This window comes from Klebsiella huaxiensis, from assembly GCF_003261575.2.
GTDB classification, from domain to species: Bacteria; Pseudomonadota; Gammaproteobacteria; order Enterobacterales; family Enterobacteriaceae; genus Klebsiella; species Klebsiella huaxiensis.
Genome location: NZ_CP036175.1, coordinates 4,239,363 through 4,263,928 on the forward strand (window position 1 = coordinate 4,239,363; position 24,566 = coordinate 4,263,928).

The 24,566-nt window shown below is 53.1% G+C and carries 23 protein-coding genes; 9 read left to right on the forward strand and 14 right to left on the reverse strand.

The genetic code is table 11. The features are described 5' to 3' along the window. Window positions 1-1,335: an extracellular solute-binding protein gene (locus tag DA718_RS20315; protein ID WP_167492805.1), complete on the reverse strand. Its 1,335-nt coding sequence runs from the start codon at window positions 1,333-1,335 to the stop codon at window positions 1-3. Between the two features lie 360 nt (window positions 1,336-1,695). Here DA718_RS20315 and DA718_RS20320 point away from each other — a divergent pair, with 360 nt between their 5' ends. From DA718_RS20320 to DA718_RS20335, 4 genes are all read left to right on the forward strand, one after another. Next, window positions 1,696-2,685, forward strand: coding sequence for a LacI family DNA-binding transcriptional regulator (locus tag DA718_RS20320; RefSeq protein WP_112214557.1), 990 nt, complete (start codon window positions 1,696-1,698; stop codon window positions 2,683-2,685). A gap of 122 nt (window positions 2,686-2,807) precedes the next feature. Beyond that, window positions 2,808-3,617: an inositol monophosphatase family protein gene (locus tag DA718_RS20325; protein ID WP_112214558.1), complete on the forward strand. Its 810-nt coding sequence runs from the start codon at window positions 2,808-2,810 to the stop codon at window positions 3,615-3,617. Window positions 3,618-3,726: 109 nt separating this feature from the next. Continuing rightward, window positions 3,727-5,085 (forward strand): MFS transporter, encoded by a 1,359-nt coding sequence (locus DA718_RS20330; RefSeq protein ID WP_112214559.1) that lies wholly within the window; start codon window positions 3,727-3,729, stop codon window positions 5,083-5,085. Window positions 5,086-5,110: 25 nt separating this feature from the next. Further along, a complete protein-coding gene (locus DA718_RS20335) occupies window positions 5,111-6,379 on the forward strand; it encodes a histidine-type phosphatase (RefSeq protein WP_112214560.1) in 1,269 nt (422 codons plus the stop codon). Window positions 6,380-6,515: 136 nt separating this feature from the next. Here DA718_RS20335 and mtnA read toward each other — a convergent pair whose 3' ends face one another. After that, a complete protein-coding gene (gene mtnA / locus DA718_RS20340) occupies window positions 6,516-7,544 on the reverse strand; it encodes an S-methyl-5-thioribose-1-phosphate isomerase (RefSeq protein WP_112214561.1) in 1,029 nt (342 codons plus the stop codon). A gap of 102 nt (window positions 7,545-7,646) precedes the next feature. On the opposite strand from mtnA, the gene mtnK reads away from it, so the two are divergent. Beyond that, a complete protein-coding gene (mtnK, locus tag DA718_RS20345) occupies window positions 7,647-8,846 on the forward strand; it encodes an S-methyl-5-thioribose kinase (protein WP_112214562.1) in 1,200 nt (399 codons plus the stop codon). Between the two features lie 138 nt (window positions 8,847-8,984). On the opposite strand, the gene DA718_RS20350 is transcribed toward mtnK, so the two are convergent. The 4 genes from DA718_RS20350 to DA718_RS20365 all read right to left on the reverse strand — a co-directional run bounded on the left by DA718_RS20350 (window position 8,985) and on the right by DA718_RS20365 (window position 13,890). Beyond that, a complete protein-coding gene (locus DA718_RS20350) occupies window positions 8,985-10,226 on the reverse strand; it encodes an LVIVD repeat-containing protein (protein ID WP_112214563.1) in 1,242 nt (413 codons plus the stop codon). 81 nt (window positions 10,227-10,307) lie between these two features. Then, window positions 10,308-11,372 (reverse strand): sugar ABC transporter substrate-binding protein, encoded by a 1,065-nt coding sequence (locus DA718_RS20355; RefSeq protein WP_112214564.1) that lies wholly within the window; start codon window positions 11,370-11,372, stop codon window positions 10,308-10,310. Between the two features lie 20 nt (window positions 11,373-11,392). After that, window positions 11,393-12,391, reverse strand: coding sequence for an ABC transporter permease (locus tag DA718_RS20360; RefSeq protein ID WP_112214565.1), 999 nt, complete (start codon window positions 12,389-12,391; stop codon window positions 11,393-11,395). Next, window positions 12,388-13,890 (reverse strand): sugar ABC transporter ATP-binding protein, encoded by a 1,503-nt coding sequence (locus DA718_RS20365; protein ID WP_112214566.1) that lies wholly within the window; start codon window positions 13,888-13,890, stop codon window positions 12,388-12,390. Before DA718_RS20365 ends, DA718_RS20360 begins: the two co-directional genes overlap by 4 nt. 160 nt (window positions 13,891-14,050) lie before the next feature. Here DA718_RS20365 and DA718_RS20370 point away from each other — a divergent pair, with 160 nt between their 5' ends. The 3 genes from DA718_RS20370 (at window position 14,051) to DA718_RS20380 (ending at window position 16,004) form a co-directional block, all read left to right on the forward strand. Then, a complete protein-coding gene (locus DA718_RS20370; RefSeq protein WP_112214567.1) occupies window positions 14,051-15,139 on the forward strand; it encodes an oxidoreductase in 1,089 nt (362 codons plus the stop codon). A 186-nt stretch (window positions 15,140-15,325) separates the two neighbouring features. Continuing rightward, complete coding sequence (locus DA718_RS20375; protein ID WP_112214568.1) at window positions 15,326-15,619, forward strand: type II toxin-antitoxin system RelE family toxin; 294 nt, start codon at window positions 15,326-15,328, stop codon at window positions 15,617-15,619. Beyond that, entirely contained in the window at window positions 15,600-16,004 is a 405-nt protein-coding gene (locus tag DA718_RS20380) for a helix-turn-helix domain-containing protein (RefSeq protein WP_112214569.1), read from the forward strand. Before DA718_RS20375 ends, DA718_RS20380 begins: the two co-directional genes overlap by 20 nt. Before the next feature lie 65 nt (window positions 16,005-16,069). Here DA718_RS20380 and DA718_RS20385 read toward each other — a convergent pair whose 3' ends face one another. From DA718_RS20385 to DA718_RS30480, 4 genes are read right to left on the reverse strand one after another with little or no spacing between them, the layout of a single operon-like run. After that, window positions 16,070-16,945 (reverse strand): DUF2608 domain-containing protein, encoded by an 876-nt coding sequence (locus DA718_RS20385; RefSeq protein WP_112214570.1) that lies wholly within the window; start codon window positions 16,943-16,945, stop codon window positions 16,070-16,072. 34 nt (window positions 16,946-16,979) lie between these two features. Then, window positions 16,980-17,705 (reverse strand): oligogalacturonate-specific porin KdgM family protein, encoded by a 726-nt coding sequence (locus tag DA718_RS20390; RefSeq protein ID WP_227015954.1) that lies wholly within the window; start codon window positions 17,703-17,705, stop codon window positions 16,980-16,982. A gap of 18 nt (window positions 17,706-17,723) precedes the next feature. Beyond that, window positions 17,724-18,851 (reverse strand): adenosine deaminase, encoded by a 1,128-nt coding sequence (add, locus tag DA718_RS20395; RefSeq protein ID WP_167492806.1) that lies wholly within the window; start codon window positions 18,849-18,851, stop codon window positions 17,724-17,726. Between the two features lie 25 nt (window positions 18,852-18,876). Next, on the reverse strand, window positions 18,877-19,044 hold the full coding sequence (locus tag DA718_RS30480) for a XapX domain-containing protein (protein WP_023302183.1): 168 nt from the start codon (window positions 19,042-19,044) through the stop codon (window positions 18,877-18,879). A 302-nt stretch (window positions 19,045-19,346) separates the two neighbouring features. Between DA718_RS30480 and DA718_RS20400 the strand changes: the two genes are divergently transcribed. Further along, on the forward strand, window positions 19,347-20,111 hold the full coding sequence (locus DA718_RS20400; RefSeq protein ID WP_112214572.1) for a GntR family transcriptional regulator: 765 nt from the start codon (window positions 19,347-19,349) through the stop codon (window positions 20,109-20,111). Window positions 20,112-20,161: 50 nt separating this feature from the next. Here DA718_RS20400 and DA718_RS20405 read toward each other — a convergent pair whose 3' ends face one another. From DA718_RS20405 to DA718_RS20420, 4 genes are read right to left on the reverse strand one after another with little or no spacing between them, the layout of a single operon-like run. Continuing rightward, on the reverse strand, window positions 20,162-21,295 hold the full coding sequence (locus DA718_RS20405) for an esterase-like activity of phytase family protein (protein WP_193555339.1): 1,134 nt from the start codon (window positions 21,293-21,295) through the stop codon (window positions 20,162-20,164). A gap of 3 nt (window positions 21,296-21,298) precedes the next feature. After that, entirely contained in the window at window positions 21,299-22,225 is a 927-nt protein-coding gene (locus DA718_RS20410; RefSeq protein ID WP_227015955.1) for a carbohydrate kinase family protein, read from the reverse strand. After that, window positions 22,222-23,244, reverse strand: coding sequence for an SIS domain-containing protein (locus DA718_RS20415; protein ID WP_112214573.1), 1,023 nt, complete (start codon window positions 23,242-23,244; stop codon window positions 22,222-22,224). The genes DA718_RS20410 and DA718_RS20415 overlap by 4 nt, the downstream gene beginning before the upstream one ends. Window positions 23,245-23,250: 6 nt before the next feature. Further along, window positions 23,251-24,330 (reverse strand): ADP-ribosylglycohydrolase family protein, encoded by a 1,080-nt coding sequence (locus tag DA718_RS20420; protein WP_112214574.1) that lies wholly within the window; start codon window positions 24,328-24,330, stop codon window positions 23,251-23,253. Between the last annotated feature and the right edge of the window lie 236 nt (window positions 24,331-24,566).

Consider the following 24,566-nt stretch of genomic DNA (forward strand, 5'->3'; position numbering starts at 1 on the left):
TTATCCTTTACTCGCGGCATCATCAGGCAGATCCGGCGGAAGCTGCGTTTGATAACCCGCCGCCGACAGCAGCTGATATACCTGATGTGCGGCGGTATTCAGCGCCTTCTCCGCCGACTGTTCACCGCTCAGCGCTTTGTAAAGCTGGAGCCCCAGCAGCGCGTTGATCTGGGCGGACTCCTTAACCGGGCTAATAATCTGCGCCTCGGCGGTCGCTTCCGTCAGCGCAGGTAAGAAGTTGAGCGGGTCTTTTGCAACGCCCACCAGATCGGAACGTACCGGCACACCACCAGATTCATACAGATATACCTGGTTGGCCTGTTCTTCATACCATTTGAAGAAATCCAGCGCTGCCTGCTTGTTTGCCGCCGGAATATTCTGTGGAATACCGCCAACCCAGTGTCCTGCGGCATAAACCCCCTTCGCTCCCGCGGGGTGAGGAATAACCGTGACGCCATACTTATCCGTAACGATGGAGCTATCCGGATTGCTCAGCGGGCCCCGGGCCGCCGCCACAATATTCGCCTGCGCGGCTTTCCCGGTGGCGAAAAGCTGAATTAATTCTCCCTGGGTTAACGCACCTGGATTGCTGTAACCGGCTTTTGCTATGGCAATATAGTATTTAAGCCCACGCAACGTTTCCGGGCTATTGAGGATAATATTAAAATCACCTTCACGCGGATCCTTAAATATCCCACCACCGGCAGAGAGCAGAAAGGGTGAAATATCAAAAACGATATCCTGCGGACCACCACGAATCAAAAAACCATATTGTCGCGGCGGCTGATGCAGTTTTTTTGTATTCTCAGTTAACTCTTCCCAGGTTTTCGGCGGGGTCAACCCGGCCTTCTGGTAAATATCTTTGCGATAATAAAACAGCTGCGGATTCGCGGTAACCGGGAAGGTATAGAGATCGCCAGATTGTTTATTGAAAACCTTGCGCGCATTGTCCCAGTAAAGCGCATCGCCAAATGTCAGCACCTGCTGAGGCAGGCGATAATCAGCTTCAATGCTTTTAATCGGCGTCAGAAAACCGCCACCGTAGAACTCTCCTAACCAGTTGATATCTATCATAGTGATATCATAGACACCTTCCTTCGCCCGCACCGAACTGCGAATTTTATCGAGTAATCCGCCATAGGGTACCGCATCAATACTGACGTTATTTCCGGTGTCATGATTATATTTTTCGACTGTTTTTTTAAAGCCATCGAGCCATGGCGACTGGTTGATAACGATTTTAACATTGGCCGCATAGGCCGTAGATAAAGAAGGCAACGCCAGCATAGTTAATATCGCCGCGCCGGAAATACGCAAAAAATGGTTTCTTGCCACAGGTTTGACTCCGCAAGTTATAAATCGAACAATATTTGTATTCAGCCCTGGTAATACAGATGAAATTAGCTTGCGGAAATAATTGCTGTCCATAACGCAGATAGCATAACTTATGCGTCACATGAATATGCTAAAAAAAGAGAGTTTAATTTTTTGTTTTATAAAGAATTTTTATTTTAGCCACACATATATCCATATTATTACAATGCTTAGTGAAATAAATGATTAGGAATAATATATATCAAAAGCTGACAGGGAAAGCGCATCAACCCTCTGCGCGCTCAGGGATTTATGTGGTACCTTCTTACTACTTTTCGTTGCCGACCATGGCTCCCTGAGAACAACCCGTACCCTGACACTATGAGCGAAAAAAAATGGATTAAGGCTGAGGACGTTGCCCGACTCGCAGGCGTCTCTCGTTCGGCGGTTTCCCGCACTTTTACGCCCGGCGCGTCGGTGGCGGATAAAACCCGGCAGAAAGTTCTCGCCGCTGCGGAAACGCTCGGCTATCAGGTCAATATCATCGCCCGCACGATGATTACCGGCAGCAGCAATTTTATCGGCATCGTCACGGCCGGATTTGATAACCCGTTTCGCAGCAAGCTGCTGTCGCCGCTGGTTCACCAGCTGGCGCTCAACGGCTTTATGCCGCTGCTGATGAACGCCGACGATCCGCAGCAGCTTGCCCCGTCGCTTAAACAGCTGCTGAGCTATCACGTCGCAGGAGTCATTATAACCTCAGGGGCGCCGCCGCTGTCGTTGGCGGAAGAGTACCTGGAGCGAAAAATCCCGGTGACGCTTATCAACCGTCACGCCGACTTAACCGGCTGCGACCGCGTTTGCAGCGATAACGCCCAGGGTGCAAAAATGGTTGCCGATTTATTTACCCAGCGTCAGTGGCAACAGGCCGGGTTTATTGGCGAAAGTCTGGATAACTTCAGCACCCGGCAGCGCTACGAAGCGTTTGTCGCCCATACTCAAGGTATGGACGTTGCCGCGCATTTCTGCGAAAGCGCCGGTTATCAGGCAGGCTTTGCCGCCGCCAGGCAGTTGCTCGCAGCGCATCCGCAGCTCCAGGCACTATTTTGCGCCACTGATATGCTGGCGCTCGGCGCGCTGGACGGTCTGCGGGCAGATAACCCTTCCGCGCCCCTGCCAGCAATTGTTGGCTTCGATGATATCCCCCAGGCCGACTGGCAACCCTACCAGCTCACCACCGTGCAGCAGAATACCGCCCTGCTCGCCCATCACGCGGTGGATCTACTGGTCACTAGGATCGCCAAGTTCAGCCTGCCCTCGCGACACCGCGAAGTACCGGTGAAATTAATCATTCGTCAAAGCGCAAAATGAAAATTTTATTTTATGCAGACGCGATCACAGAATAATCTTTAAGATCCCTCCACACTCATTTCGCCCTTCGGGGCTATTTTTTACACGCAAAATGCACACGTGTGCAAAAATGGAGAATAAGCATGAAACCCCTGGAATCAGATGCTCTGCAAGCCCGCTATCGCCTGGCCTGCGAGCTGGCTAAGGCCGGTGCGGAATTAGCTTTCGAATACTATCAACAGCGCGACCGGCTGGCGGTGGATCACAAAGGCGATGACCTACAGGATGTGGTCAGCATCGCCGATAAGCGGGTCGAAGAGTTTGTTAAGCAACGCATTCTCGGCGCGTTCCCACAGGATGGTTTTCTTGGCGAGGAGAGCGGAACGCAGATGCCAGACGCCCGCGTGCTGTGGGTGGTCGACCCTATCGACGGCACCAGCTGTTTTCTTAACGGCCTGCATACCTGGTGTCTTTCGCTGGCTATCGTCGCCGACGGCGAACCGGTTATCGGCGTGGTGTATGACCCCAACCATCGCGAGCTGTTCCACGCACTGAAAGGCCAGGGTGCGTGGCTCAATGACGCGCCTATCACGCCGCATCCGGCAGCCACGGTCAAAGAGGGAGTCATGGGCGTCGGCACGTCGCATCGCGTGACGCCTGCTCTCTTCCTGCCTTTCCTCGATGCGCTGCTCAGCGACGGCGGCATGTTTATCCGCAACGGCTCCGGGGCATTAATGAGCGCGTGGGCGGCGGCAGGACGCTTAATCGGCTACTACGAACCGCATATGAATCCGTGGGATGGCCTGCCGGGGCTGGTGCTGATGCGCGAAGCAGGCGGCCTCACCAACGACTACCTGGCAGCGGATGGCATTCGCAATGGCAACCCGCTGCTGCTGGCCAGTAAAACGCTCTATCCACAATTAAAAAACATGCTTTGCCACCCATTACCTTAACCCGTATGGGGTCAGGCTTTATCTGATTATGTACTCTACACAACGAAAATGAACCCTCAAGGATGAACCACACTAATCAGTCAGGCCTCCGACCTTCGGAGATAACACAATGTCTGGAATTATCGCATTTTTTCGCGCTTCGCCGCCCAAAACGGGCGGAGAGTTCAACGAGCAGCGCTTTCGCAGCGTGCGCTGGCAAACCTTTATTGCCATGACCCTGGCGTACGTCACGTTCTATGTTTGCCGGCTGTCGTTTACCGTCGCCAAGAGCGCGCTGGTTGAGCTTGGCATCACTCCGACCGAGCTTGGCATGATCGGCTCAACGCTGTTTTTTAGCTACGCCATCGGCAAGCTGGTGAACGGTTTTATCGCCGATCATGCCAACGTCGTGCGCTATATGAGCCTCGGGCTGCTGCTGAGCGCCGGGATGAACCTGATGATGGGAATGACCACCAACGCCATGCTGCTGGCCATCTTCTGGGGGATCAACGGCTGGGCGCAATCGATGGGCGTCGGCCCGTGCGCGGTGTCGCTGGCGCGCTGGTACGGCTGCAAAGAGAGGGGCACCTTTTACGCCATCTGGTCAACGGCGCATAACATCGGCGAAGCGATGACCTATATGGTGATCGCGGCGGTGATTGCCGGGTTCGGCTGGCAGATGGGCTATCTCTCGACCGCCGCGCTCGGCGCTGCCGGGGTGGTGCTGCTCCTGCTGTTTATGCGCGACTCCCCGCAAAGCAGCGGCTTTCCGTCAATCAACGTGATTCGCGATGAACCGCAGGAGGAGACCGAAGCGCGTGGCTCGGTGTTTAAAAACCAGCTGCTGGCGCTGCGCAATCCGGCCTTGTGGACGCTGGCGCTGGCCTCGGCATTTATGTATATCGACCGCTATGCAGTGAACTCGTGGGGGATCTTCTTCCTTGAGCAGGATAAAGCCTACTCAACGCTGGAAGCTTCCGGGATTATTGGGGTCAACGCCATCGCGGGTATTGCCGGAACCATTATTGCCGGGATGCTCTCTGACCGCTTTTTCCCGCGTAACCGCAGCGTGATGGCCGGGTTTATCAGCTTGCTCAACACCGCAGGCTTTGCGCTAATGCTCTGGTCGCCGCACGGCTACTACAGCGATATTCTGGCGATGATTATCTTCGGCGCGACCATTGGCGCATTGACCTGCTTCCTCGGCGGATTAATTGCCGTCGATATCTCATCGCGCAAAGCCGCAGGCGCAGCGCTCGGCACCATCGGCATCGCCAGCTACGCGGGGGCCGGTCTCGGCGAATTTTTGACCGGGATAATCATCGACAAAACGGCAATTATCGAAAACGGTAAAACGCTGTACGACTTCAGTACGCTGTCGCTGTTTTGGGTGGGCACCGGCCTGATGTCGGCGCTATTCTGTTTTACCACCGCCGCGATTGTCGCCAGGCGACACGCGATAGAACGTCAGACTTCATTCTCTTCATAACCCTTTAACCCATAAGGAAGATTTTATGATGCCTGTACGACATCAGGTTTTGCTACGCCTGCTGCTTACCTGCGCCCTGCCGCTGCTGGCGGCCCCGGGCCACGCCGCTGCGCAATATCAACTGGAAAAAGTGGTTGAACTCAGCCGCCATGGTATTCGCCCGCCAACGCCAGGCAACCGGGAGGCCATCGAAGCGGCAACCCAGCGCCCGTGGACCCAGTGGACCACTCACGACGGCGAATTGACCGGCCATGGCTATGCCGCGGTGGTGAATAAAGGACGCGAAGAAGGCGCACACTATCGCCAGCTCGGCCTGCTGACGGTGGGCTGCCCGGCGAGCGGGGAGATTTACGTTCGCGCCAGCCCCTTGCAGCGCACGCGAGCCACCGCACAAGCGCTGGTTGACGGTGCATTTCCCGGCTGCGGCGTAGAGATTCATCACGTCAGCACCGACGCCGACCCGCTGTTTCAGACCGATAAGTTTGCCGCCACGCAAACCGACCCCGCTCGCCAGCTGGCGGAGGTCAAAGCGAAAGCCGGAGATCTGGCACAGCGTCGGCAGGCGCTGGCTCCGGCGATTCAGCGACTGAAAAACGCGGTCTGCGTTCCCGATAAGCCCTGCCCGGTGTTCGAGCAGCCATGGCAGGTCGAGCAGAGCAAAAGCGGCAAAACGTCGATTAGCGGGCTGAGCGTGATGGCGAATATGGTCGAGACGCTGCGCCTGGGCTGGAGCGAAAATCTACCGGTTAGCCAGCTGGCGTGGGGCAATATCACCCGCTCCAGCCAGATAACCGCCCTGCTGCCGCTGCTCACGGAGAACTACGACCTGAGCAACGACGTTTTTTATACCGCGCAAAAACGCGGGTCGATTCTGCTTAACGCCATGCTTGAAGGAGTAAAAGAAGACGCAACGCCGAACGTGCGCTGGCTGTTGCTGGTGGCCCACGATACCAATATCGCCATGGTACGTACGCTGATGGATTTTAGCTGGCAGCTACCGGGATACAGTCGGGGCAATATCCCGCCGGGCAGCAGCCTGGTGCTGGAACGCTGGCGCGATACCCACAGCGGTCAACGCTACCTCCGCGTCTACTTCCAGGCGCAAAGTCTGGACGATTTACGCCGTCTGCAAACGCCGGATAGCCAGCACCCAATGCTGCGCCAGGAGTGGCGTCAGGCGGGTTGCCAGACGACTGATGTCGGGACGCTGTGCCCTTATCAGGCAGCGCAGACGGCGCTGGGCCAGCATATCGACCGGCAGTCCGCTCCGGCAGTCGAGATGGTGCTGCCATGATTTAATTATCGTGCCCGCACGCTTGTCAGGTGGCGGCTAGCGCCTTACCTGACCGACAACCGTTCGTAGGCAATTGAGAGAGGTGCGCTTTATCCATAACGGACGCGAAGCTATGGAGGTAGCTTCGCGTTTTAACTTACGCGCTTTCTGGCGCAAACGCCCCGGCTGCAACCTGCGCCGGGGTCACCACGCCAGTATCCAGCACCCAGCCGCTAATCAGCGCGGCGGGCGTCACGTCAAACGCTGGGTTGTAGACCGCAGCTTCTTTCGGCGCCCACTGCACCGCGCCAAAACTTCCGGCCACGCCGGTCACTTCCGCCGCCGCCCGCTGCTCAATCGGGATCGCTGCGCCGTTCGGGCAATGACGGTCAAGGGTGGTCTGCGGCGCAGCCACGTAAAACGGGATCTGGTGATATTTCGCCAGCACCGCCAGCGAATAGGTGCCGATTTTGTTCGCCACGTCGCCGTTAGCCGCAATACGGTCAGCGCCGACCCAAACCGCATCGACCTGCCCCTGCGCCATCAGGCTGGCGGCCATCGAATCGGTAATCAACCGATACGGCACGCCCAGCTCACCCAGCTCCCAGGCGGTGAGGCGTCCGCCCTGTAGCAGAGGACGCGTTTCATCCACCCACACGTTCGCCACTTTCCCCTGTTCGTGCGCCAGCGCAATCACCCCCAGTGCAGTGCCGACTCCCGCCGTCGCCAGACCGCCGGTATTACAGTGGGTTAACAGGCGGCTGCCCGGCGTGACCAGCGCGCTGCCCGCTTCGGCAATATGGGCGCAAAGCTGCTTATCTTCTTCGATCAGGCGCAGCGCTTCCGCTTCCAGCGCCTGGGGATAGTTCTCTTCCGCCAGCGCCAGCTTCATGCGATCGAGATTGTTCATCAGATTCACCGCCGTCGGGCGCGCCGCGCGCAGCGTCTCCAGCGCCTGAGAAAGTTCATCGCGGGTCAGGCCGCGCTTCCCCAACAGCGCCAGCAGCAGGCTGGCAGAAAGGCCAATCAGCGGTGCGCCGCGTACCCGTAGCGCGAGAATATGGTCCACCAGCAGCGCCACGTTATCCGCCGCCAGCCAGCGTTTCTCCTGCGGTAGAGCCTGCTGGTCAAGAATAAAGAGCTGATTTTCGCTTACCCGCAGGCTGGTGGTCTGTAGTGTCTGCATTTAGTTAAATCCCTGTTGCGTTGTTGTATCACATTGTGTCAGGATGGAATCCAGAAGTATAGACGTCTGAACGGCTTAATCAGAATTTTGAGGATCGAGGCAATGTCGCAATACCATACTTTCACCGCCAACGATGCGGTGGCTTACGCACAACAATTTGGCGGTCTCGATAACCCGTCAGAACTGGTGTCCGCACAGGAAGTGGGCGACGGCAACCTCAACCTGGTGTTTAAAATTTATGATACCCAGGGCGTCAGCCGGGTTATCGTCAAGCAGGCCCTGCCCTACGTGCGCTGCGTCGGGGAGTCCTGGCCGCTGACGCTCGACCGCGCCCGCCTTGAGGCGCAAACTCTGGTCGCTCACTATCAGCACTGCCCGCAGCACACGGTACAAATTCTGCATTTCGATCCCGAGCTGGCGGTGATGGTGATGGAAGATCTCTCCGATCATCGCATCTGGCGCGGCGAGCTGATTAACAACGTTTACTACCCGCAGGCCGCCAGCCAGCTGGGCGAATATCTGGCCCAGGCGCTGTTTCATACCAGCGACTTTTATCTGCATCCGCATGAGAAAAAAGCCCAGGTGGCGCAGTTTATCAACCCCGAGATGTGCGAAATCACCGAGGACCTGTTCTTTAACGATCCGTATCAGGTTCACGAACGCAATAATTACCCCGCTGCGCTGGAAGCCGATGTCGCCGCCCTGCGCGACGACACACAGCTAAAGCTGGCGGTTGCGGCGCTAAAGCACCGTTTCTTCTCCCATGCCGAAGCGCTGCTGCACGGCGATATCCATAGCGGCTCGATATTCGTCGCCGAAGGCAGCTTTAAAGCTATAGACGCCGAGTTCGGTTATTTCGGGCCGATTGGTTTTGATATCGGCACCGCCATCGGCAACCTGCTGCTCAACTACTGCGGCCTACCTGGGCATTTAGGTATTCGCGATGCCGCCGCCGCACGCGAGCAGCGCCTGAACGATATTCAGCAGTTCTGGAATACCTTCGCCGAGCGTTTCCAGGCGCTGGCGGCGGAGAAAACCCGCGATGCTGCGCTGGCTTACTCCGGCTACGCCTCCACGTTCCTGAAAAAAGCGTGGGCCGATGCCATTGGCTTCTGCGGTACCGAGCTGATTCGCCGCAGCGTCGGGCTGTCGCACGTGGCGGATATCGACACTATTCAGGACGAAGCCATGCGCCATGAATGCCTGCGCCACGCCATCACGCTGGGTAAAGCGCTGATTGTGATTGCCGATCGTATCGACAGCGTCGAAGAGCTGATTGCGCGAATTCGTCAGTACGGTTAATGAGTATCAAGCGCCGCCTCCGGGGATTCCCCCACTCCCCCGGAGGCGATGCTACGCATCTGTCCGGGCTACAAAACCCACAAACCGCACAGACCCGTAGCCCGGACAGGCGCAATGCGCCGCCTCCGGGAAATATTCCTACCCCAGATACTCAATTACCGACAGCCCGCCGTTATAGTCGGTGCTGTAGATAATGCCCTGCGCATCAACAAACACGTCGCAGGACTGAATCACCCGCGGACGGCCAGGGCGGGTATCCATCATTTTTGCCGGAGCGGCAGGCACCAGCGCTCCGGTTTCCACCGGTCGATAAGGGTTGGATATATCGTAAGCGCGAACGCCCGCATTCTGGTACGTGGCAAAAATCAGCGTTGAGCTGACAAAGCTACCGGGACGGTTTTCATGCAGATTATGCGGGCCAAAGTGTGCTCCTTTCGCCACATAGTCGGTCTCATCCGGCTGCGGGAAAGTCGAGATACTCACCGGGTTTGTCGGGTCACGAATATCAAACAGCCAGATCAGCTTCTCGCCATCCTGCTGGTTATCCAGCACCGCTTCATCAAGCACCACCAGCAGATCGCGGTCCGGTAGCGGCAGCGCGGTGTGGGTACCGCCGCCAAACGGCGGACTCCAGTTGCGATGGCTAATCAACTTCGGCTGAGCACGGTCTTTGACATCCAGCAGCGTCAGGCCGCCGTCGCGCCAGCTACCGTAGGCGATGTCCCCGGCGATAATCGCGTGATGCAGGGCGTAGCGCTTACCTTCCGGCCACTGCGGGGTTTCCCCCGCCGCCTGATTCATCCCCGGCAGCCACCAGCGCCCGGCGACTTCAGGTTTACGCGGATCGGCCAGATCGATGGTCAGGAAAATATAATCGCTAAAACCGTCGATCAGCGCGGAAACGTAGGCCCAGCGTCCACCGACGTACCAGATCCGGTGAATGCCGATCCCATTGAGCGACAGGAAGCTGATTTCGCGCGGTTGATCCGGCGTCGAAATATCAAAAATTCGTAGCCCGGCGCTCCAGCCCTTGTCCTGCACATCGCTGACCGTCTCGCCCACCGAGCGGGTGTAGTAAACCTTTTCGTCAGCAAAACGGGTATCCGCAAACAGATCCCGGGCGTTGATCACCAGCAGCAGATCGTCATGGGCCTGCAAATGGACGTTCCAGGTACCGGGCGGCGCGGCAATGTAATTGACCGTTCGCGGATTTTTCGGATCGCGCACGTCGACCACCGAAAAGCCTTGCGACACCATATGGCCGATATAGGCAAAGCCACGGTGCACCATCAACTGAACGCCGTCCGGGCGTCCCCCCTGATCGCTATGCCCAATCAGCCGCATATTGCGGCTGTATTCGGGTGTGGGTAATGCAGTCACGTTAGCTCCTGTTGCCGGGTGGCGGCTGAGCCTTACCCGGCCTACAGAACGTAGGCCCGGTAAGCGCAGCGCCACCGGGCATTATTTTGCCTTAGCTTCCAGAGTGGCGAACCACGGGGCGATAAAGTCTTCGGTCTGGCCCCAGCCCGGAATAATTTTACCCAACGAAGCGACGTTCACCGCCCCCGGCTGCGCCGCCAGCAGCGCCTGCGGGATCGCTGCGGCTTTAAAGTCGTAGGTGGCAGGAGTCGCTTCACCAGCAATCTTATTGGCGATCAGGCGCACGTTGGTCGCGCCGATAAGCTTCGGATCCACCGCCACGCTCACCTTCCACGGGCTGCCGGATTCGCGCATCAGCTGCAGATCCTGGTTAGAGATATCGATGCTGTAGAGTTTAATCTCGGTGCGGCCATTCTCTTTCAGCGCTTTATAAGCGCCCTGGCTGAAGGCATCCCAGGTGCCCCAGATAGCATCAATTTTGCCTTTCGGGTATTTGGCTAAGATCGCGCCGACTTTGTTGGCGGTATCGCCCTGCACGTCAGAAGAGACGGCGCCAATCGACTCCAGCTCCTTGATGCCGGGGTTTTGCTTAAGCAATGTCTGGTAAGCGGCCTGACGGCGCTCCATCGGCGGGAAGCCCGCGACCCACAGCTTGACGATATTGGCTTTGCCGTTGAAGTCTTTCACCAGTTGGCCAAAGGAGAGTTCGGTCAGCGAGGCATCATCCTGCTGAGTGACGGTCACGCCCGGAATTTCGCCGTTGACTGCGGTATCGAAGACCGAGACTTTAATCCCCGCGTCCACGGCTTTTTTTACCAGCGCGGTGGCGTAAGGGTCGCGTCCCTGGGAAAGAATAATGCCGTCATATTTCTGACTAATCGCCTGGTTAACGAAGTCCTGAAACTTAGCGTCATCGCCGTTGCTGAGGAAGGTGCTGATTTTAAAACCGAGCTTTTTGCCTTCCTGAATTGCCCCGGAGACAAACTGGGTCGTGTTATCGTCAGAGCCTAAATTACGGATCACCGCGATGCGAATCGGGCCGCTATGTTCGGCAATCGCCGCCGGGACCGGCGTCGGGGTTTCAGCAAAGGCCGCCGCAGAGTTGAATAACCCCAGTGCGATGAGTGACAGCGTTATCTTTTTCATAGTGTTTACCCTGTAAAGTATTAGGTGCGGCGTTGAAAATAAGTCAGTGCCAGCGCGCCAGCCAGCACCAGCCCTTTAATAATGTCCATTGCGTAATACGGCACCGAGAGCATCACCAGGCCGTTGGAAAGCACGCCCAGAATCACCGCCCCCACCAGCGTACCGAGCGCGTTCGGTTTGCCGGAACCGGCCAGCGAAAAGCCTATCCATGCCGCCGCGACCGCATCCATCAGATAGCCGCTGCCCGCATTCACCTGTGATGAACCGATGCGCGAAGCCAGAAGAATGCCGCCCAGCCCTGCCAGCAGAGAGGCAATGACGTAGGCCGCCACTTTGTAGCGAGTGATCCGCAGGCCAGACAGGCGCGCCGCTTCCGGGTTGCCGCCGATGGCGTACATCCGCCGTCCGTGAGTGGTCAACGAGAGTGCCAGCTGAGCAACAACGGTCACCACCAGCATAATGATGACAATCGTCGGCACCTGCCCCAGTAATCCAAACGCCGCCGGAATCGCACCTTCCGCCATATCGCCGCTCGGCAGCACCATATTTTCGGTGATTGATCCGCCGTAGCTGTAGGTCATCGCCACGCCCTGAATTACGAACAGGCTGGCAAGCGTCGCCAGCATGTCGGGAATACGCAGGGTAACGATCAGAAAAGCGTTAAACAGCCCAACTAAAGTACAGAGCGCCAGGGTGATAAGGATCGCCTCGGTAGTCCCAAAGCCGTGCCAGACGAACAGCGAAATCACCAGCGCGTTGGCCAGCGAGGCGGTTGATCCCACCGACAAATCAAAGCCGCCAATAGTCAGCGATATCGACACACCGATGGCGATTACCGTCACGATAGCAATGGAGCGCAGGATGTTGATGATGTTAAACGGGTCGAGGAAGTTGTCCGACGCGAGGCCAAAAACGGCAATCAGCAGAACAACGGTCAGCAACATGCCCCATTTGTAGAGAAAATCAAAAAATCGCTGACGGCCCGATACCGTCGCGTTAACTGTCAGGGCCTTACTCACGCTGCTGCTCCTCCGGTGGAGTAATAAAGAATGTTCTCTTCCCGGGCCTCTGCGCCCGGAATTTCCGCCACGATGCGTCCGTCCCACAGCACGCAGATGCGATCGCACAAGCCAACCAGCTCAGAGAATTCGCCTGAGGCGTAAATCACCCCTTTGCCTTCCCGCGCCAGGCCGTCAATCAGATTAAATAGATCCGTTTTGGCTTTCACATCGACGCCTTTGGTCGGCTCATCGAAAATCAGCACGTTGGCGTTACCGCGCAGCCATTTGCCAATCGCCACCTTCTGCTGGTTGCCGCCGGAGAGACGGCGCAGGGTCTGCGCCGGTCCGGAAGTGCGAATACCCACCCGCGCAATGACTTCTTCTGCCCAGCGCCAGGCCTGACGATGGCCAAACAGGCTCCAGCGGGAAAAGCTGTTATCGGCGCTGACCGCCAGATTCATCGCCACCGGCTCCTCGATAAAAATCCCCTCTTTGCGCCGTTCTTCTGGCACCAGCGCCAGACCGCGGGCGACTGAATCCGCCGGATCGCGTGGCCGCCAGGGCTGGCTGTTCAGTTCTCCATGCGTCAGGCGACTTTTACTGGCGCCAAACAGCGCCTTGCACAGTTCCGTTTTCCCGGCCCCGGCCAGCCCGGCAATACCAAGAATTTCCCCCTTGCGCAGGCGCAGGGAGATATCCTGCAGCAATCCTTCGTCGTGCAGCCCTTCAACCTGTAGCAACACCTCATCGCCGTGCGGCGGACGCTTCGGCGGGAAGATATCGCTCAGCTCATGGCCGAGCATCTTCTCGACGATCTGCTCGCCGCTCAGTTCAGCCATCGGCCCGCTCTCAATCAGGCGACCATCGCGTAATACTGTCAGGGTGTCGCAAATCGCTTTTAATTCATGAATTCGGTGTGAGATAAACACCACGCCAATCCCCTGTTGCTGCAGGCGGCGGACCACCGCAAACAGGCGTTCGCTTTCGTTCTGGTCCAGCGGCGCGGTGGGTTCGTCAAGGATAAGAAAGCGGCAATGGTGCGACAGGGCGCGGGCCAGCAGGATTTGCTGTTTTTCCGCCAGCGTGCAGCTATCGATTGAACGCCGCACGTCGAGGCTAACGTCTAGCTGGGCCAGCGCTTCGCGCGCCAGTTGGCGCAGCCGTCCCCAGCGAAAGGCGATCCCCGGTTCCGCCAGCCTGTCGAGCATAATGTTTTCCGCAATGCTCAGGCCCGGTACCAGCGCAACGTCGACCTCCTGCTGCACCAGATGAATGCCCAGTTGTTTGGCATCGCGCGGCGAGCGAATACTCACCGACTGACTGTTGATCACCACTTCGCCTTCGTAATGCGCGTGCGTACCGCACAACACCGCCATGAGCGTCGATTTACCCGCACCGTTGGCCCCGGTCAGCGCATGCACCGAACCACCGTTCAGGGTGAAAGAGACGTTGCTCAGTGCCCGCAAGCCGGAAAAGGCCAGGCTAATATTTTGCATCTCAAGGCGATTGCCGCTCATCCCCTGTACCCTGTCGATTAATCTTCTGATTTAACGAATTTTTCATAGCCGCTCTTGACTGACAAATGCATAAAAGGCATAAGATAAAACGAAATAATATTAGCCATCCGGATGTCCAGACATAACATCGGGTTAGCAAAACAGAACAAGGACAGCATTTATGAGTCACAGCGATATCCGCGTGGTCCCCGGCCCCGCCAACTACTACTCCCATCCAGGCAGCCTGGCCCGACTGCATGATTTTTACAGCGAAGAACAGCTTTCGCGCGCGGTGTGGGTTTACGGCGAGCGGGCTATCGCTGGCGCGCAGGCATTCCTGCCGGAAGCGTTTAACGCTCCTGGAGCCAAAAGAATCTTATTTAAAGGTCATTGCAGCGAAAGCGACGTCAGCGAACTGGCCCGCGAGTCTGGCGACGATCGGTCGGTGGTGATTGGCGTCGGCGGCGGCGCGCTGCTGGATACCGCTAAAGCGCTGGCCCGCCGCCTCGGCCTGCCGGTGGTGGCGATCCCCACCATCGCCGCCACCTGCGCAGCGTGGACGCCGCTGTCGGTGTGGTACAACGATGCCGGTCAGGCGCTGCAGTTTGAAATCTTCGACGATGCCAACTTCCTCGTGCTGGTGGAGCCGCAAATTATCCTCAACGCACCGGCGGAATATCTGCTGGCGGGTATCGGCGATACGCTGGCGAAGTGGTATGAAGCGGTGGTGCTGGCCCCGCAGCCGGAGACGCTGCCGCTCACCGTGCGCCTCGGCATCAACGGCGCGCTGGCGATCCGCGATGTGCTGCTGGAAAGCAGCGAAACCGCGCTGGCCGACCAGCAGCGCGGCGAGCTAACCCAGGCTTTCCGCGATGTAGTCGATGCGATTATCGCTGGTGGCGGTATGGTCGGTGGATTAGGCGAGCGCTATACCCGCGTCGCCGCCGCCCATGCGGTGCATAACGGACTGACGGTGCTGCCGCAGACCGAGAAGTATCTTCACGGGACCAAAGTCGCCTACGGCATTCTGGTACAGAGCGCCCTGCTTGGTCAGGACGATGTGCTGGCACAGTTAGTGCTGGCGTATCAGCGCTTTAACCTGCCGACCACTCTGGCAGCGCTGGAAGTCGATATCAACAATCGCCAGGAGCTGGATAAAGTCATCGCTCATACCCTGCGCCCGGTGGAGTCCATCCATTTCCTGCCGGTTGAGCTGAACGCCGAAACCCTACGCGCGGCGTTCGAAAAAGTCGAACGCTTCGTCGGTTAATTCCCCCGTTTAATTCGCCTCTGCCGCCCGGCGGAGGCGCTTTCGAGTCGCCTCGCAAAGCCGATGTTTCTGTCTTCGTAAGATGATGACTCTGCGCTATCGTACCCTCATAAGAAATTCAGAATTTATCTAATAATCTTATTATTTCCTTATATTCAATCAAGGTGTACAGTGGAGGTACATAGCATGATCATCTGGTCAAAAGTTGCAAAAAAGGAACTGGCAAACATCGATTATCGCTATCAGGAGCGAATCAAAAGCAGGTTAGCTGATTTAGGCGACCGTTCAGCTCCGCGGCCCGATGTCAGAAAGTTGGTTAAGCCAGAGAATCATTACCGCCTTCGGGTGGGGGATTATCGGATCATCTTCACACGTCAGGGGATGACGCTTAGAGACCTGTTTATCGTGTCCATAAAGCGCAGAACCTCAACGACCTATTTGCACGAGGAGAATACGCCCTATGGCTGTTCAGATAATTAAGGATGATGAAGGGAAAGCGCAGTACGCCGTGATCCCCTACGACGAATACTTCCATATGTGCTTGCAGCTAGCCGAACTGGATGATGAAACGGCAGCGGATCTTGAAGATATTCCTGTAGAACACGATATCTATGATGACGTGATGCTACCAGGTGACGTCTGCGACATCATGGATAAAGAGAAAGTCAGCCTGCAGGCTGCCTGGCGCATTCTGCGCGGCCTGTCGCAGCAGGAAGTAGCCGATAAGCTCGGCATTAGTCAGTCTGCGGTTTCCCAGCTGGAAGCTATCGACTCCCGCCCGCAAAAGCGCACTCGCGAAAAGCTGGCGACAATTTACGGCTGCACGCAGGAGCAAATCAGCCTGTACCTGCCGAAAGAGGGGTAACTTCTGTGGAAAGTAAGATTAACGGCTATGACCTGAGCCGTTAATCTTTACTCATGCCGAAAACGCTATTTCTTGTCTGAACTACAGCTCTGCACTCTGTCCGGGAAAATCGATTGCAAAGTACTGGAAAGCTTAGTCCATTCATTGCTCATCCGCTGCGCCTGTTCAGCGGTTAATACTGCACCCTGCTTCTTAATCAGATCTGATTCTACTTTGGTGTAATGAACCAAAACGGAATCAACGTTTTTATATTTATCACTCGCCAGCATATTCTTCATTGCATTGATATTGGCGATACCATCATCAACAAATACTATAGAATTAAATTTACGCTGCGTTTTATTCAGTAAGAAATCCAGAATCACACCTTTATCCTGTCCTGATGACAGCATGATACCGTTGCCATAAATATAAGACCGTTTAAGTCTCCCTTCATAAAGAGGTGCGTCGGTTTCAGTTAGCGACTTAAGCGGTGAAACGCTAAAGTTTACGCCATTCTTTTTCAGTTCACGCTCGGTAGCATAACGGGTATCAGGCGCGCGAGAAGTCAGCGCGAAAACGCTATGCTTCTCCTGCCAGGATTTCATCTGCGCTGCTAACCCGGGATCGGTCAACGTCATGGTACCGATGTTATAAAGCAGCGCAATAGAGTCCTCATACAAACAGGAAACCTTCTGCTCAGGGCTGGGTTTCAACGGTAGTTTATTGGTTTGCCATTGATACCAGATATCGCTACCTACTTCGAGCTGGCCTGTCAGGACCGTATTATCGATATCAAAGACCAGTAAGACATTTTCTGGCTGATAGCGAGAGTCTTTCTCTTTAATAATATTCCCGACGGTTTCATACGAATCTGATTCAACTGTTGTCACCTCCGCCAGAGAGAGAGGAACATAGCTTAATAAGGATAAAGCAATAGCGTACCGGTAGACTTTAATCATAACAGGCCCTTATTTAATTATATTAACTTTGAATTTAGAAAGTATAAGTTAAACCCATACGATAACGGCCTTGACGTTCGTCGGTAGTTTTATCGGTGCCACGATAATCGGCAATACTGACGTAAGGTACCCATGAACCAAATTTGTAACCAACTTTAAATGAGGCGGTATAGTTTTCGTTACCATTATCCCAGGTGATATAACCGTTGTTATAATAAACAAGATTCAGCTGATACTGGAAATTGCTATTATCCGGGCGATAATCAACCCACAGGTCGTAACGCCGGTTATTGCGGTCATCGTTACCATAGCCTTTTGATTTACTGGTAGCTTTATCCATGTCATAACGGAAACGACCGGAAACACGCCATTCTTTGCTGAAGTTATATCCAGCGGATAAACCATATTCGTAGGTGGTCCAGTATTCGGTAGAATCTAACCAGAACATCGGCTCCAGCCAGAAATTTTTATCATCCAGCGGCTTAAACCGATACACAATAGAAAGCCCAGAACCGTTGTTATTAAACTGTGAAGGGTCCCATTTATCCTTATTCCCTTCCTGAGTGTTATAGCGCAGCTCACCCATTAACCCAATACCGTTACTAAAGAAGGTCCCGAACTCAACGCGGTCAGCATGGGTTCTTTTCTTATCTAAATATTCGTGACGATAATCGATAAAGCCGTGCGGTTGTTCAGCATAAACGCTGTGCGCCGCCAGGCCGGTCAATATAATGGATGCAACTGGAATTATCCTTTTCATGATCTACCCCTATCATAATTATCTGGTTGATGTAAGTTGTTCGTATCTTTTAGCAAATCTCGCGCGAAGCGCTGGAGAATGAGCGGACTTCTGTGCGATAGCAAAAAAATCAATATCATCATTGATAGCTGATGTGCATATTTTTTCTAAAAGCGTTTTCTGAATATCCTTTGCAACAAATGAGGCTTCAATAGCCATCATCGAAATATCAATAAGTTCTGCACGCTGAAAACCAAATGCATTCATGGCAAATTGATACTCCTTTAATATATCCGTTGAACAAATACCAGCATCGTCCGTATTAAGATTTAGCCTCACGCCGCTATCATAAAGCGCTCTTATTGGATGAGTACTATTCCCCTGCTGGATGTCATTAATCAGCAAATGGTTACTGGTTAATGAGACTTCAAGTAATACCTCTTGCTCGACGAGTTCCGCGATAAGCTCCGGACACTCAATGGCGCGAATACCGTGACCTATACGTGAAGCGCCGGCGACCAAAGCCTCTTTTACACTTTCAGCACCACAGATCTCTCCGGCATGTAAAGAGCCACGCAGACCTTGCTGATAGAGCATGTTGAGAGAAGGAACATAGTCACTAAAATGATGCATACCTTCATGGCCGGCAACATTAACACCAACAATATAAGGGTCAGGATGGCTCATAAAAAGTTCCACAACCGCAGCCGCTCGCTCTATTCCATCATGTCTGATAAGAACAACATGCAGGCGGGTGACCGTACCATATTGTTCCTCAGCGTCTTTTATTGCCCGAGTCACCTCATACAAACAGGCAAGATAATTGCTCTCACCGTTGCCATCGCCGACCCTCATCATATGGTCCGGAGAAATAAGCAGTTCGCAATAGATCATGCCTGCTTGCGCATTGCGTGAGATAAAATCCGCCGTCACCAGATAATAATCTTCCGGCGTTTTAATCAATGATGAAATAAAATCATAAACTTTTATAAAGTGTGCAAAGTCTGATTTATCCCACGCATAATCATAATCGCCAGGAACCGCACAACGTCTAATATATTCATCTGAAATTGCAATCCCATTTTTTCGTGATAAGTGCACAGCTAAATTTGCCGTCACCGATCCTTCCAAATGTTCATGTAAAATGACCTTTGGTATTGATAACACTATTATTATCCTTAATGATATTCCATTAGCTAATAATTTGCATAATAACGTGATAACCCTTACTGCCAAGATAGACGCCAACAATACCAATAATTCCTGGCAGCACCGGTGGCGCAGGTATTGGAAGTTTGAAAATACTAAAGATAAGCCCGGTGACAATACCTACCAAAAGCGCAATAAACACCTCAGACATACTAAATCCCTATGTAAAATAAAAAACCGACTTCCTTTGTAAGAAAAGAGCCTCTATATATTCGGTTAGTCATCTCTACCAGGATTGTTCATGGTAAAAAGTATACAATGAAAAATTGGTAGATACCACTATAGTAAAAGAACAAGTCGTGATACAGCTCACATTCGCAGGCAAAATAAAAATCCCTTTAAATACAAACAATTAATATCAATCATCTCTTCAGGATCGGCTTCAATTGCATCAAAATCTAAAAACCACTACAGTTAGAACATCATTGGTACCAACCACGGAACGAAAAAAACATGTCAGGCCTGTCTTCCCCTTCGAGCAATGATTCACAGTCATTAAAATATCTAGATCTGTTCACTATCATTAAAGAAAAAATCGATAACTATGAATGGCCAGAAAATGAAACCATTCCCACAGAACGCGAGCTAGCCGAACGTTATCAAACCAGCCGTACCACCGTGCGTAAAGCTATCGAACACTTACGGCAGAAAGGCTATCTACATAGTGAACATGGCCGCGGAACCTTTGTTCTTCCTGAGCTTAGCCGCCGTTCCCAGCGCCAGCTTCATGGGTTCACCGATGATATCCTCGCGCGTAAAGGAACACCAAAGCAGCAGATCCTTGAATTTGGCTTCGTTTCCGTCAATGAACCTATTCGTAATGCATTACAGCTTTCCGTCCACACCCGCGTTTTGCGAATAAAGAGAGTTCGTTTCGACAGCACGACCCCAATGGGCATTCAAACAACCTATCTCCCTATCGATGAAAATAATGCCTTTACCGAAGAAGAGCTGCTTGAATTTGGTTCCCTGTATAAGCTACTGGCACAAAAAATGGGACTTGAACTGCTTGAAGCTTATGAAACGATTAGCGCTCGCCAACCCTCTTCCGCTGAGGCTTCACTGCTCGAACTCTCCGTTCATGATGTCGTTCTGACCTGCACCAGAGTCACGCTCTCCGTTAACAGAAAACCGATGGAGTACGTCGAAATGATCTACCCTGCCAGCCGTTACTCCTACGAAATTAAAATCACTAAAGACAGCTTCAACCACAAATAAACCTTTCTCCCCTGAGCATGGCATTCTCTGCTCGGGGGGAATTGGTTCGGCTACTTCAGTACATCATTCACATCCTGGAATAGATAGAATTTCGTATTTTGATACGGCTGAAAATTATTATCCGAGACAAATATCAATGTCTTTTTACCATCAATCAGCGGACCGAAGGTGACACCTTCGATACAGTCCGGTGCATTCGTCACATCAGAGAAATCAATGAGCAACTTTTTCACCACGGGTTGAATGATGCTCCGCTTCTCAACCTGCGCCAGCGATTTAATCTCTTTGATATCCGTGCTTGTCGCAGTGTCAGCCAGCCACACCTTGACGGTGAAATCCCAATCGTTAAATCCTTCTGAGGCATTGCGCCCGGAACGCTCAACCACCAGTAGTTTATTTTCATTCAGCGCTAGCACTTCCGACACGCCGTTATCGTTGATAGCAAACTTTGAAATATGTGAAACAGGGTCAACGTTGTAGAGGAAAGATTTTTCCAGCTGGGGTTTCTTATCATCGCCGTTATAGCGGAACTTCAGGATCCGCGCTGGGCTAGAGTTCATCGGCGAAGCCAGCGGCCCATCTTGTTTTAATGCCCCTTCAGCGGCTACATACAAATATTGGCTATCCGGCGTAAACGAAAGTCCTTCCCAGGAAATGCCGCTGCGAAACCCTTCGGGATCCTCTTTTTTACTATCAACCGAATAGCCCTCGGGGAAAATGGCGCTCAGATCTTCAACGAACTTGCCGGTTAGCGTACTTTTTCGTAACGGACTTCCGGCCTCAGATGACCAAAGCAGCTGATTTTCCGGCGTAATGACCAGCCCTTCAGCATCAACAAATCCCTTTTTAAACGCTTCGCCATCAGCATCCAGCAGATCGTACTGCTGTTCAACGATGACATCTTTAATGCCAGAAGAAGAGACATCTATTTTCAATTTATAGAAACGCGGTTTACCTTCAGTCGGGGTATTTCGACTATCAGCAATAGCATAAAAACGCTGCTCACCTTCATGCCAGCGAATGGCTGACAGTCCGCCAAAAGGCACATTCTTCCAGGCAAATGAGGTGGGTATTGTATATTCGCCAATATATTTAAGCCCAGATTCGCTGGCAACGGAATTTGTTGAAAAACTCAATGCGATTGAAAGTGCAGCACCGGATAATAAAATACTTTTAATATTCACAATCTACTCCCTTCCCTTTGCGGATGAAATAAAATGGGTAATTTCTTCAATGCTGGCTAAATGCCCCCTGGCGCCAATTTGCATAATATTTAATGCAGCCGCGGCGCTGGCGAACTCAATCGCCGAAGCGAGGCTATAATGATTAGCGTAAGTATAAATAAAGGATGCGTTAAAGGTGTCGCCAGCGCCGGTGGTATCAATAACCGGGATCTTAAAACCAGAATGGTGCGCCTCTTCCTGCTCGCTAACCGCGATAACGCCATCGGCACCGCAGGTCACCACCAGTGCAGACAACGAATATTTCCGCCGTAGTGCATGAAGTACCGGAAATTCAGGATCGCAATGACTACTGGCAGTGAAACCGTCCTGATTAAAAATAGCAATATCGGCAAGGCTTAGTATTTTTGCCAGCTGTTCTTTATCACTGGCAATATGCGGCTCAATGTCGACGGCGACCAGGGTATTCTGCGAACGTGCGTACTGCGCCTGAACCGTATACTTTTCAAGGTCGCCAGGCATAGTGTACATAATTTTACTTTCAGCAATCGCGGTAAAAGCCGTCTGCTGATCCCACTCACAATTATCTCCCGGCGCATAAATTAACGATTTTTCCCCACTCTCATCGAGAATAATAATCGCCATATTAGGATCCTGGCCGGGATTGATCTTGATATAGCGGGTATCAACACCGTGGCGATTGAAATCATCAACAATCAGTTGACCATAACGATCGTCGCCCGCACTGGATAACGAGACGACCTTCAAGCCCAGCGTTGACATCATACAGGCGCTATTCGCTACGGTACCGCCCACATTTTCGGATATTTTTTTGCCAACGACTTTATCATCATTACCAGGCAATCTGGGCACCCGAAAGACCAGATCAATGTTGCCACTTCCGACCGCAACGACATCATATTTTTTAATCATTTTACATCCTCGAATGTTACGCGTTCACCACCCATAGCGACGTAACGCTCCGCCAGTTTCAAAGAGAGTTGGAAAAGCAGCAGCATATTTCGCTGTAAATAATCGTGTACTCTAAAATTCTCAGGAGGCGCAAAACAATATGACAATGCCCCCTGGCGGGTTAAACGGCGCTGAATAGATGCGCACAATATCTGGTCTTCATTTTTTTCAGGAAACATCAACACAAGGTGTCGTTGATTAGCCTGATTAAGCCTTAACGCGTGGCAATACTCTTCAATAGGGAAAAAACTGGCCTCAATTTGCGGCCCGCAGGCCATCAGGTTCGACGCCAGATACGCCATTCCCCAGGTTATCCCGTTGCCCAGAAAAATCACCCGACGGGAGAAAAATGCCTTAGCATGTTCCGCCAGCCACGCCTGCCATTGCGCGTTTTCCCAATCCTGGAACAAACAAGAGATATCCACACCCTTCATCTCTGATACAGTCGTTTTCGCCTGAATCATCCGTTCTACCAGCTGCATTAATAAAAACAGCGTTGCTGAGCTACTTTGGGTCGGCATACCCTTTTTAGACGCCTGGGTAAACAGCATGCACGACGATAAGTTAGCAAACGGGCTACCCGGCGAATTGGTCATCCCGACAACGCTGGCTTCCGTCGTGAGCGCATGGGCAAGCGCATCAAGAACCGGAGAAGGCCTGCCGCTGGCGCTGATGACAACCACCAGCGAAGTGGCACTGACGTGCTCCGCCGGTAAGCCCAAAAACGCCAATGACTGTACGGCGCGGCACTGAATCACCCCACAACGATTCAGATACTCCTCAACCATCAACGCAATGGCGTACGAATCACCGGATCCCACCAGGTACAACCGTTCCAGCGAGGCAAAATCAATATCCGCCAGCACCGACAGGCTATTGGGCTGAAGCTGCATCGTGGATAGCAGACCAGAGATCCCGGCAATTTCTTGCCGGGTGCAGGACAATGGCATGATGACCTTATCTTCCCCATCCGCTCTCATTAGCCATTAACCTTTCAGTGATTCCATGGCCAGCTTTGTCAGGCCAGTGGCTATCTCCGGTAAATTGAAGTCATGACTATTTACGGAGTTGAAAAACGCATATTGCTCTTTTGGCAACGCATCGAATCCCTTCCAGGCCCCCGCAATCGCTCCGGCCATCGTAGCAATACTGTCGGTGTCGTTACCGACATTACTTGCTGCGACAATGGTCTCCCACGGACGCCCCTCGCAGAAGGCCAGCAGGCCAATCGCCGCCGGGATAGACTCATGTGCCGCCACGGAGTTACCGATATAGCCTTCAATCTCATACAGGCATTTTTCCAGTGAATCCGACTCGCGGGCGATTTTTACCGCCAGCCGGGTGCGCATTTCAATAGACGGTCCTGCAACGCAGCGTGCATGTTTTTTCGCTAATGATTCTCCGTAGCGTGCGCCTTCAAGACTGGCGTCGATAATCTCATCCAGCGTGGTATCAACCACCATGGCCTGAGATGTCGCTGCGGCAATCGCACAGGCACTGGCAATAGCGATATTCGTATCATGGGAGGGTAAGCAGGTCAGCAGCGCCAGGTTACAAGCTTTAGTGAGCTGACCCGGATAGATCAATCCAGCGGGAGCCACGCGCATTCCCGCGCCGTTAGTGGTCCCCACGTTCGGCGCCTGACGGGTGGAGGTGCCAATGCGACCGATGGTGTTGGTCGGGTAACCCTCGCGCAGCGCTTTAACGACCTGTTCCGTCGTCGGCCCTTTATACATGGCGTAAGGCATCATATCTGCCCAGCGCAGCAAAGCTGTTTTCCAGTTTTCGTTGGTAAATTGCCCGTACCCCGCGGTAATCAGGGCTTCCGCAAAAACATACATCTGGCTTGAATCATCGGTGATTAAACCAGCAACGCCTTTTAATGAACCGGCAAAGGTGTCTTCCGGCGGCTCAACAAACTTGTCTAACCAGCCGCCCCACTTCTGTTTAATCTCATCAATACTATACAGTTCCGTTGACGCCCCAAGCGCATCTCCCATGCCTGCACACGCCAGCGCTCCCAAAATCTTGTTATAGACCACCGAATCACATCCAACTGAAGCCATTTAAATATCCTTAATAGTCATAGAGGTAAGAGCCCAATCCGGCTAACTGACCGGTTACTGATTTTGCGCTAGCAGAATCAGGCTCTCATTCATCAATATCATGCTAAAAATCACAAATTGGTAGTTACCAATAAAATCACCAGTGAGCATAAATAAGAATTTAAATTATGTTAATTTGTGACAACCATCAAAATAAACATAAATTATTAAAATAAAATCAATCAGTTAATCAAATA

What these genes read in the sequence shown, in the direction of transcription:
- DA718_RS20320 (WP_112214557.1), top strand. Translation starts at nt 1,696, where the DNA reads ATGAGCGAAAAAAAATGGATTAAGGCTGAGGACGTTGCCCGACTCGCA.
- DA718_RS20325 (WP_112214558.1), top strand. Translation starts at nt 2,808, where the DNA reads ATGAAACCCCTGGAATCAGATGCTCTGCAAGCCCGCTATCGCCTGGCC.
- DA718_RS20330 (WP_112214559.1), top strand. Translation starts at nt 3,727, where the DNA reads ATGTCTGGAATTATCGCATTTTTTCGCGCTTCGCCGCCCAAAACGGGC.
- DA718_RS20335 (WP_112214560.1), top strand. Translation starts at nt 5,111, where the DNA reads ATGATGCCTGTACGACATCAGGTTTTGCTACGCCTGCTGCTTACCTGC.
- mtnA (WP_112214561.1), bottom strand. Translation starts at nt 7,544, where the DNA reads ATGCAGACACTACAGACCACCAGCCTGCGGGTAAGCGAAAATCAGCTC.
- mtnK (WP_112214562.1), top strand. Translation starts at nt 7,647, where the DNA reads ATGTCGCAATACCATACTTTCACCGCCAACGATGCGGTGGCTTACGCA.
- DA718_RS20355 (WP_112214564.1), bottom strand. Translation starts at nt 11,372, where the DNA reads ATGAAAAAGATAACGCTGTCACTCATCGCACTGGGGTTATTCAACTCT.
- DA718_RS20365 (WP_112214566.1), bottom strand. Translation starts at nt 13,890, where the DNA reads ATGAGCGGCAATCGCCTTGAGATGCAAAATATTAGCCTGGCCTTTTCC.
- DA718_RS20370 (WP_112214567.1), top strand. Translation starts at nt 14,051, where the DNA reads ATGAGTCACAGCGATATCCGCGTGGTCCCCGGCCCCGCCAACTACTAC.
- DA718_RS20375 (WP_112214568.1), top strand. Translation starts at nt 15,326, where the DNA reads ATGATCATCTGGTCAAAAGTTGCAAAAAAGGAACTGGCAAACATCGAT.
- DA718_RS20380 (WP_112214569.1), top strand. Translation starts at nt 15,600, where the DNA reads ATGGCTGTTCAGATAATTAAGGATGATGAAGGGAAAGCGCAGTACGCC.
- DA718_RS20385 (WP_112214570.1), bottom strand. Translation starts at nt 16,945, where the DNA reads ATGATTAAAGTCTACCGGTACGCTATTGCTTTATCCTTATTAAGCTAT.
- DA718_RS20390 (WP_227015954.1), bottom strand. Translation starts at nt 17,705, where the DNA reads ATGAAAAGGATAATTCCAGTTGCATCCATTATATTGACCGGCCTGGCG.
- DA718_RS30480 (WP_023302183.1), bottom strand. Translation starts at nt 19,044, where the DNA reads ATGTCTGAGGTGTTTATTGCGCTTTTGGTAGGTATTGTCACCGGGCTT.
- DA718_RS20400 (WP_112214572.1), top strand. Translation starts at nt 19,347, where the DNA reads ATGTCAGGCCTGTCTTCCCCTTCGAGCAATGATTCACAGTCATTAAAA.
- DA718_RS20410 (WP_227015955.1), bottom strand. Translation starts at nt 22,225, where the DNA reads ATGATTAAAAAATATGATGTCGTTGCGGTCGGAAGTGGCAACATTGAT.
- DA718_RS20415 (WP_112214573.1), bottom strand. Translation starts at nt 23,244, where the DNA reads ATGAGAGCGGATGGGGAAGATAAGGTCATCATGCCATTGTCCTGCACC.
- DA718_RS20420 (WP_112214574.1), bottom strand. Translation starts at nt 24,330, where the DNA reads ATGGCTTCAGTTGGATGTGATTCGGTGGTCTATAACAAGATTTTGGGA.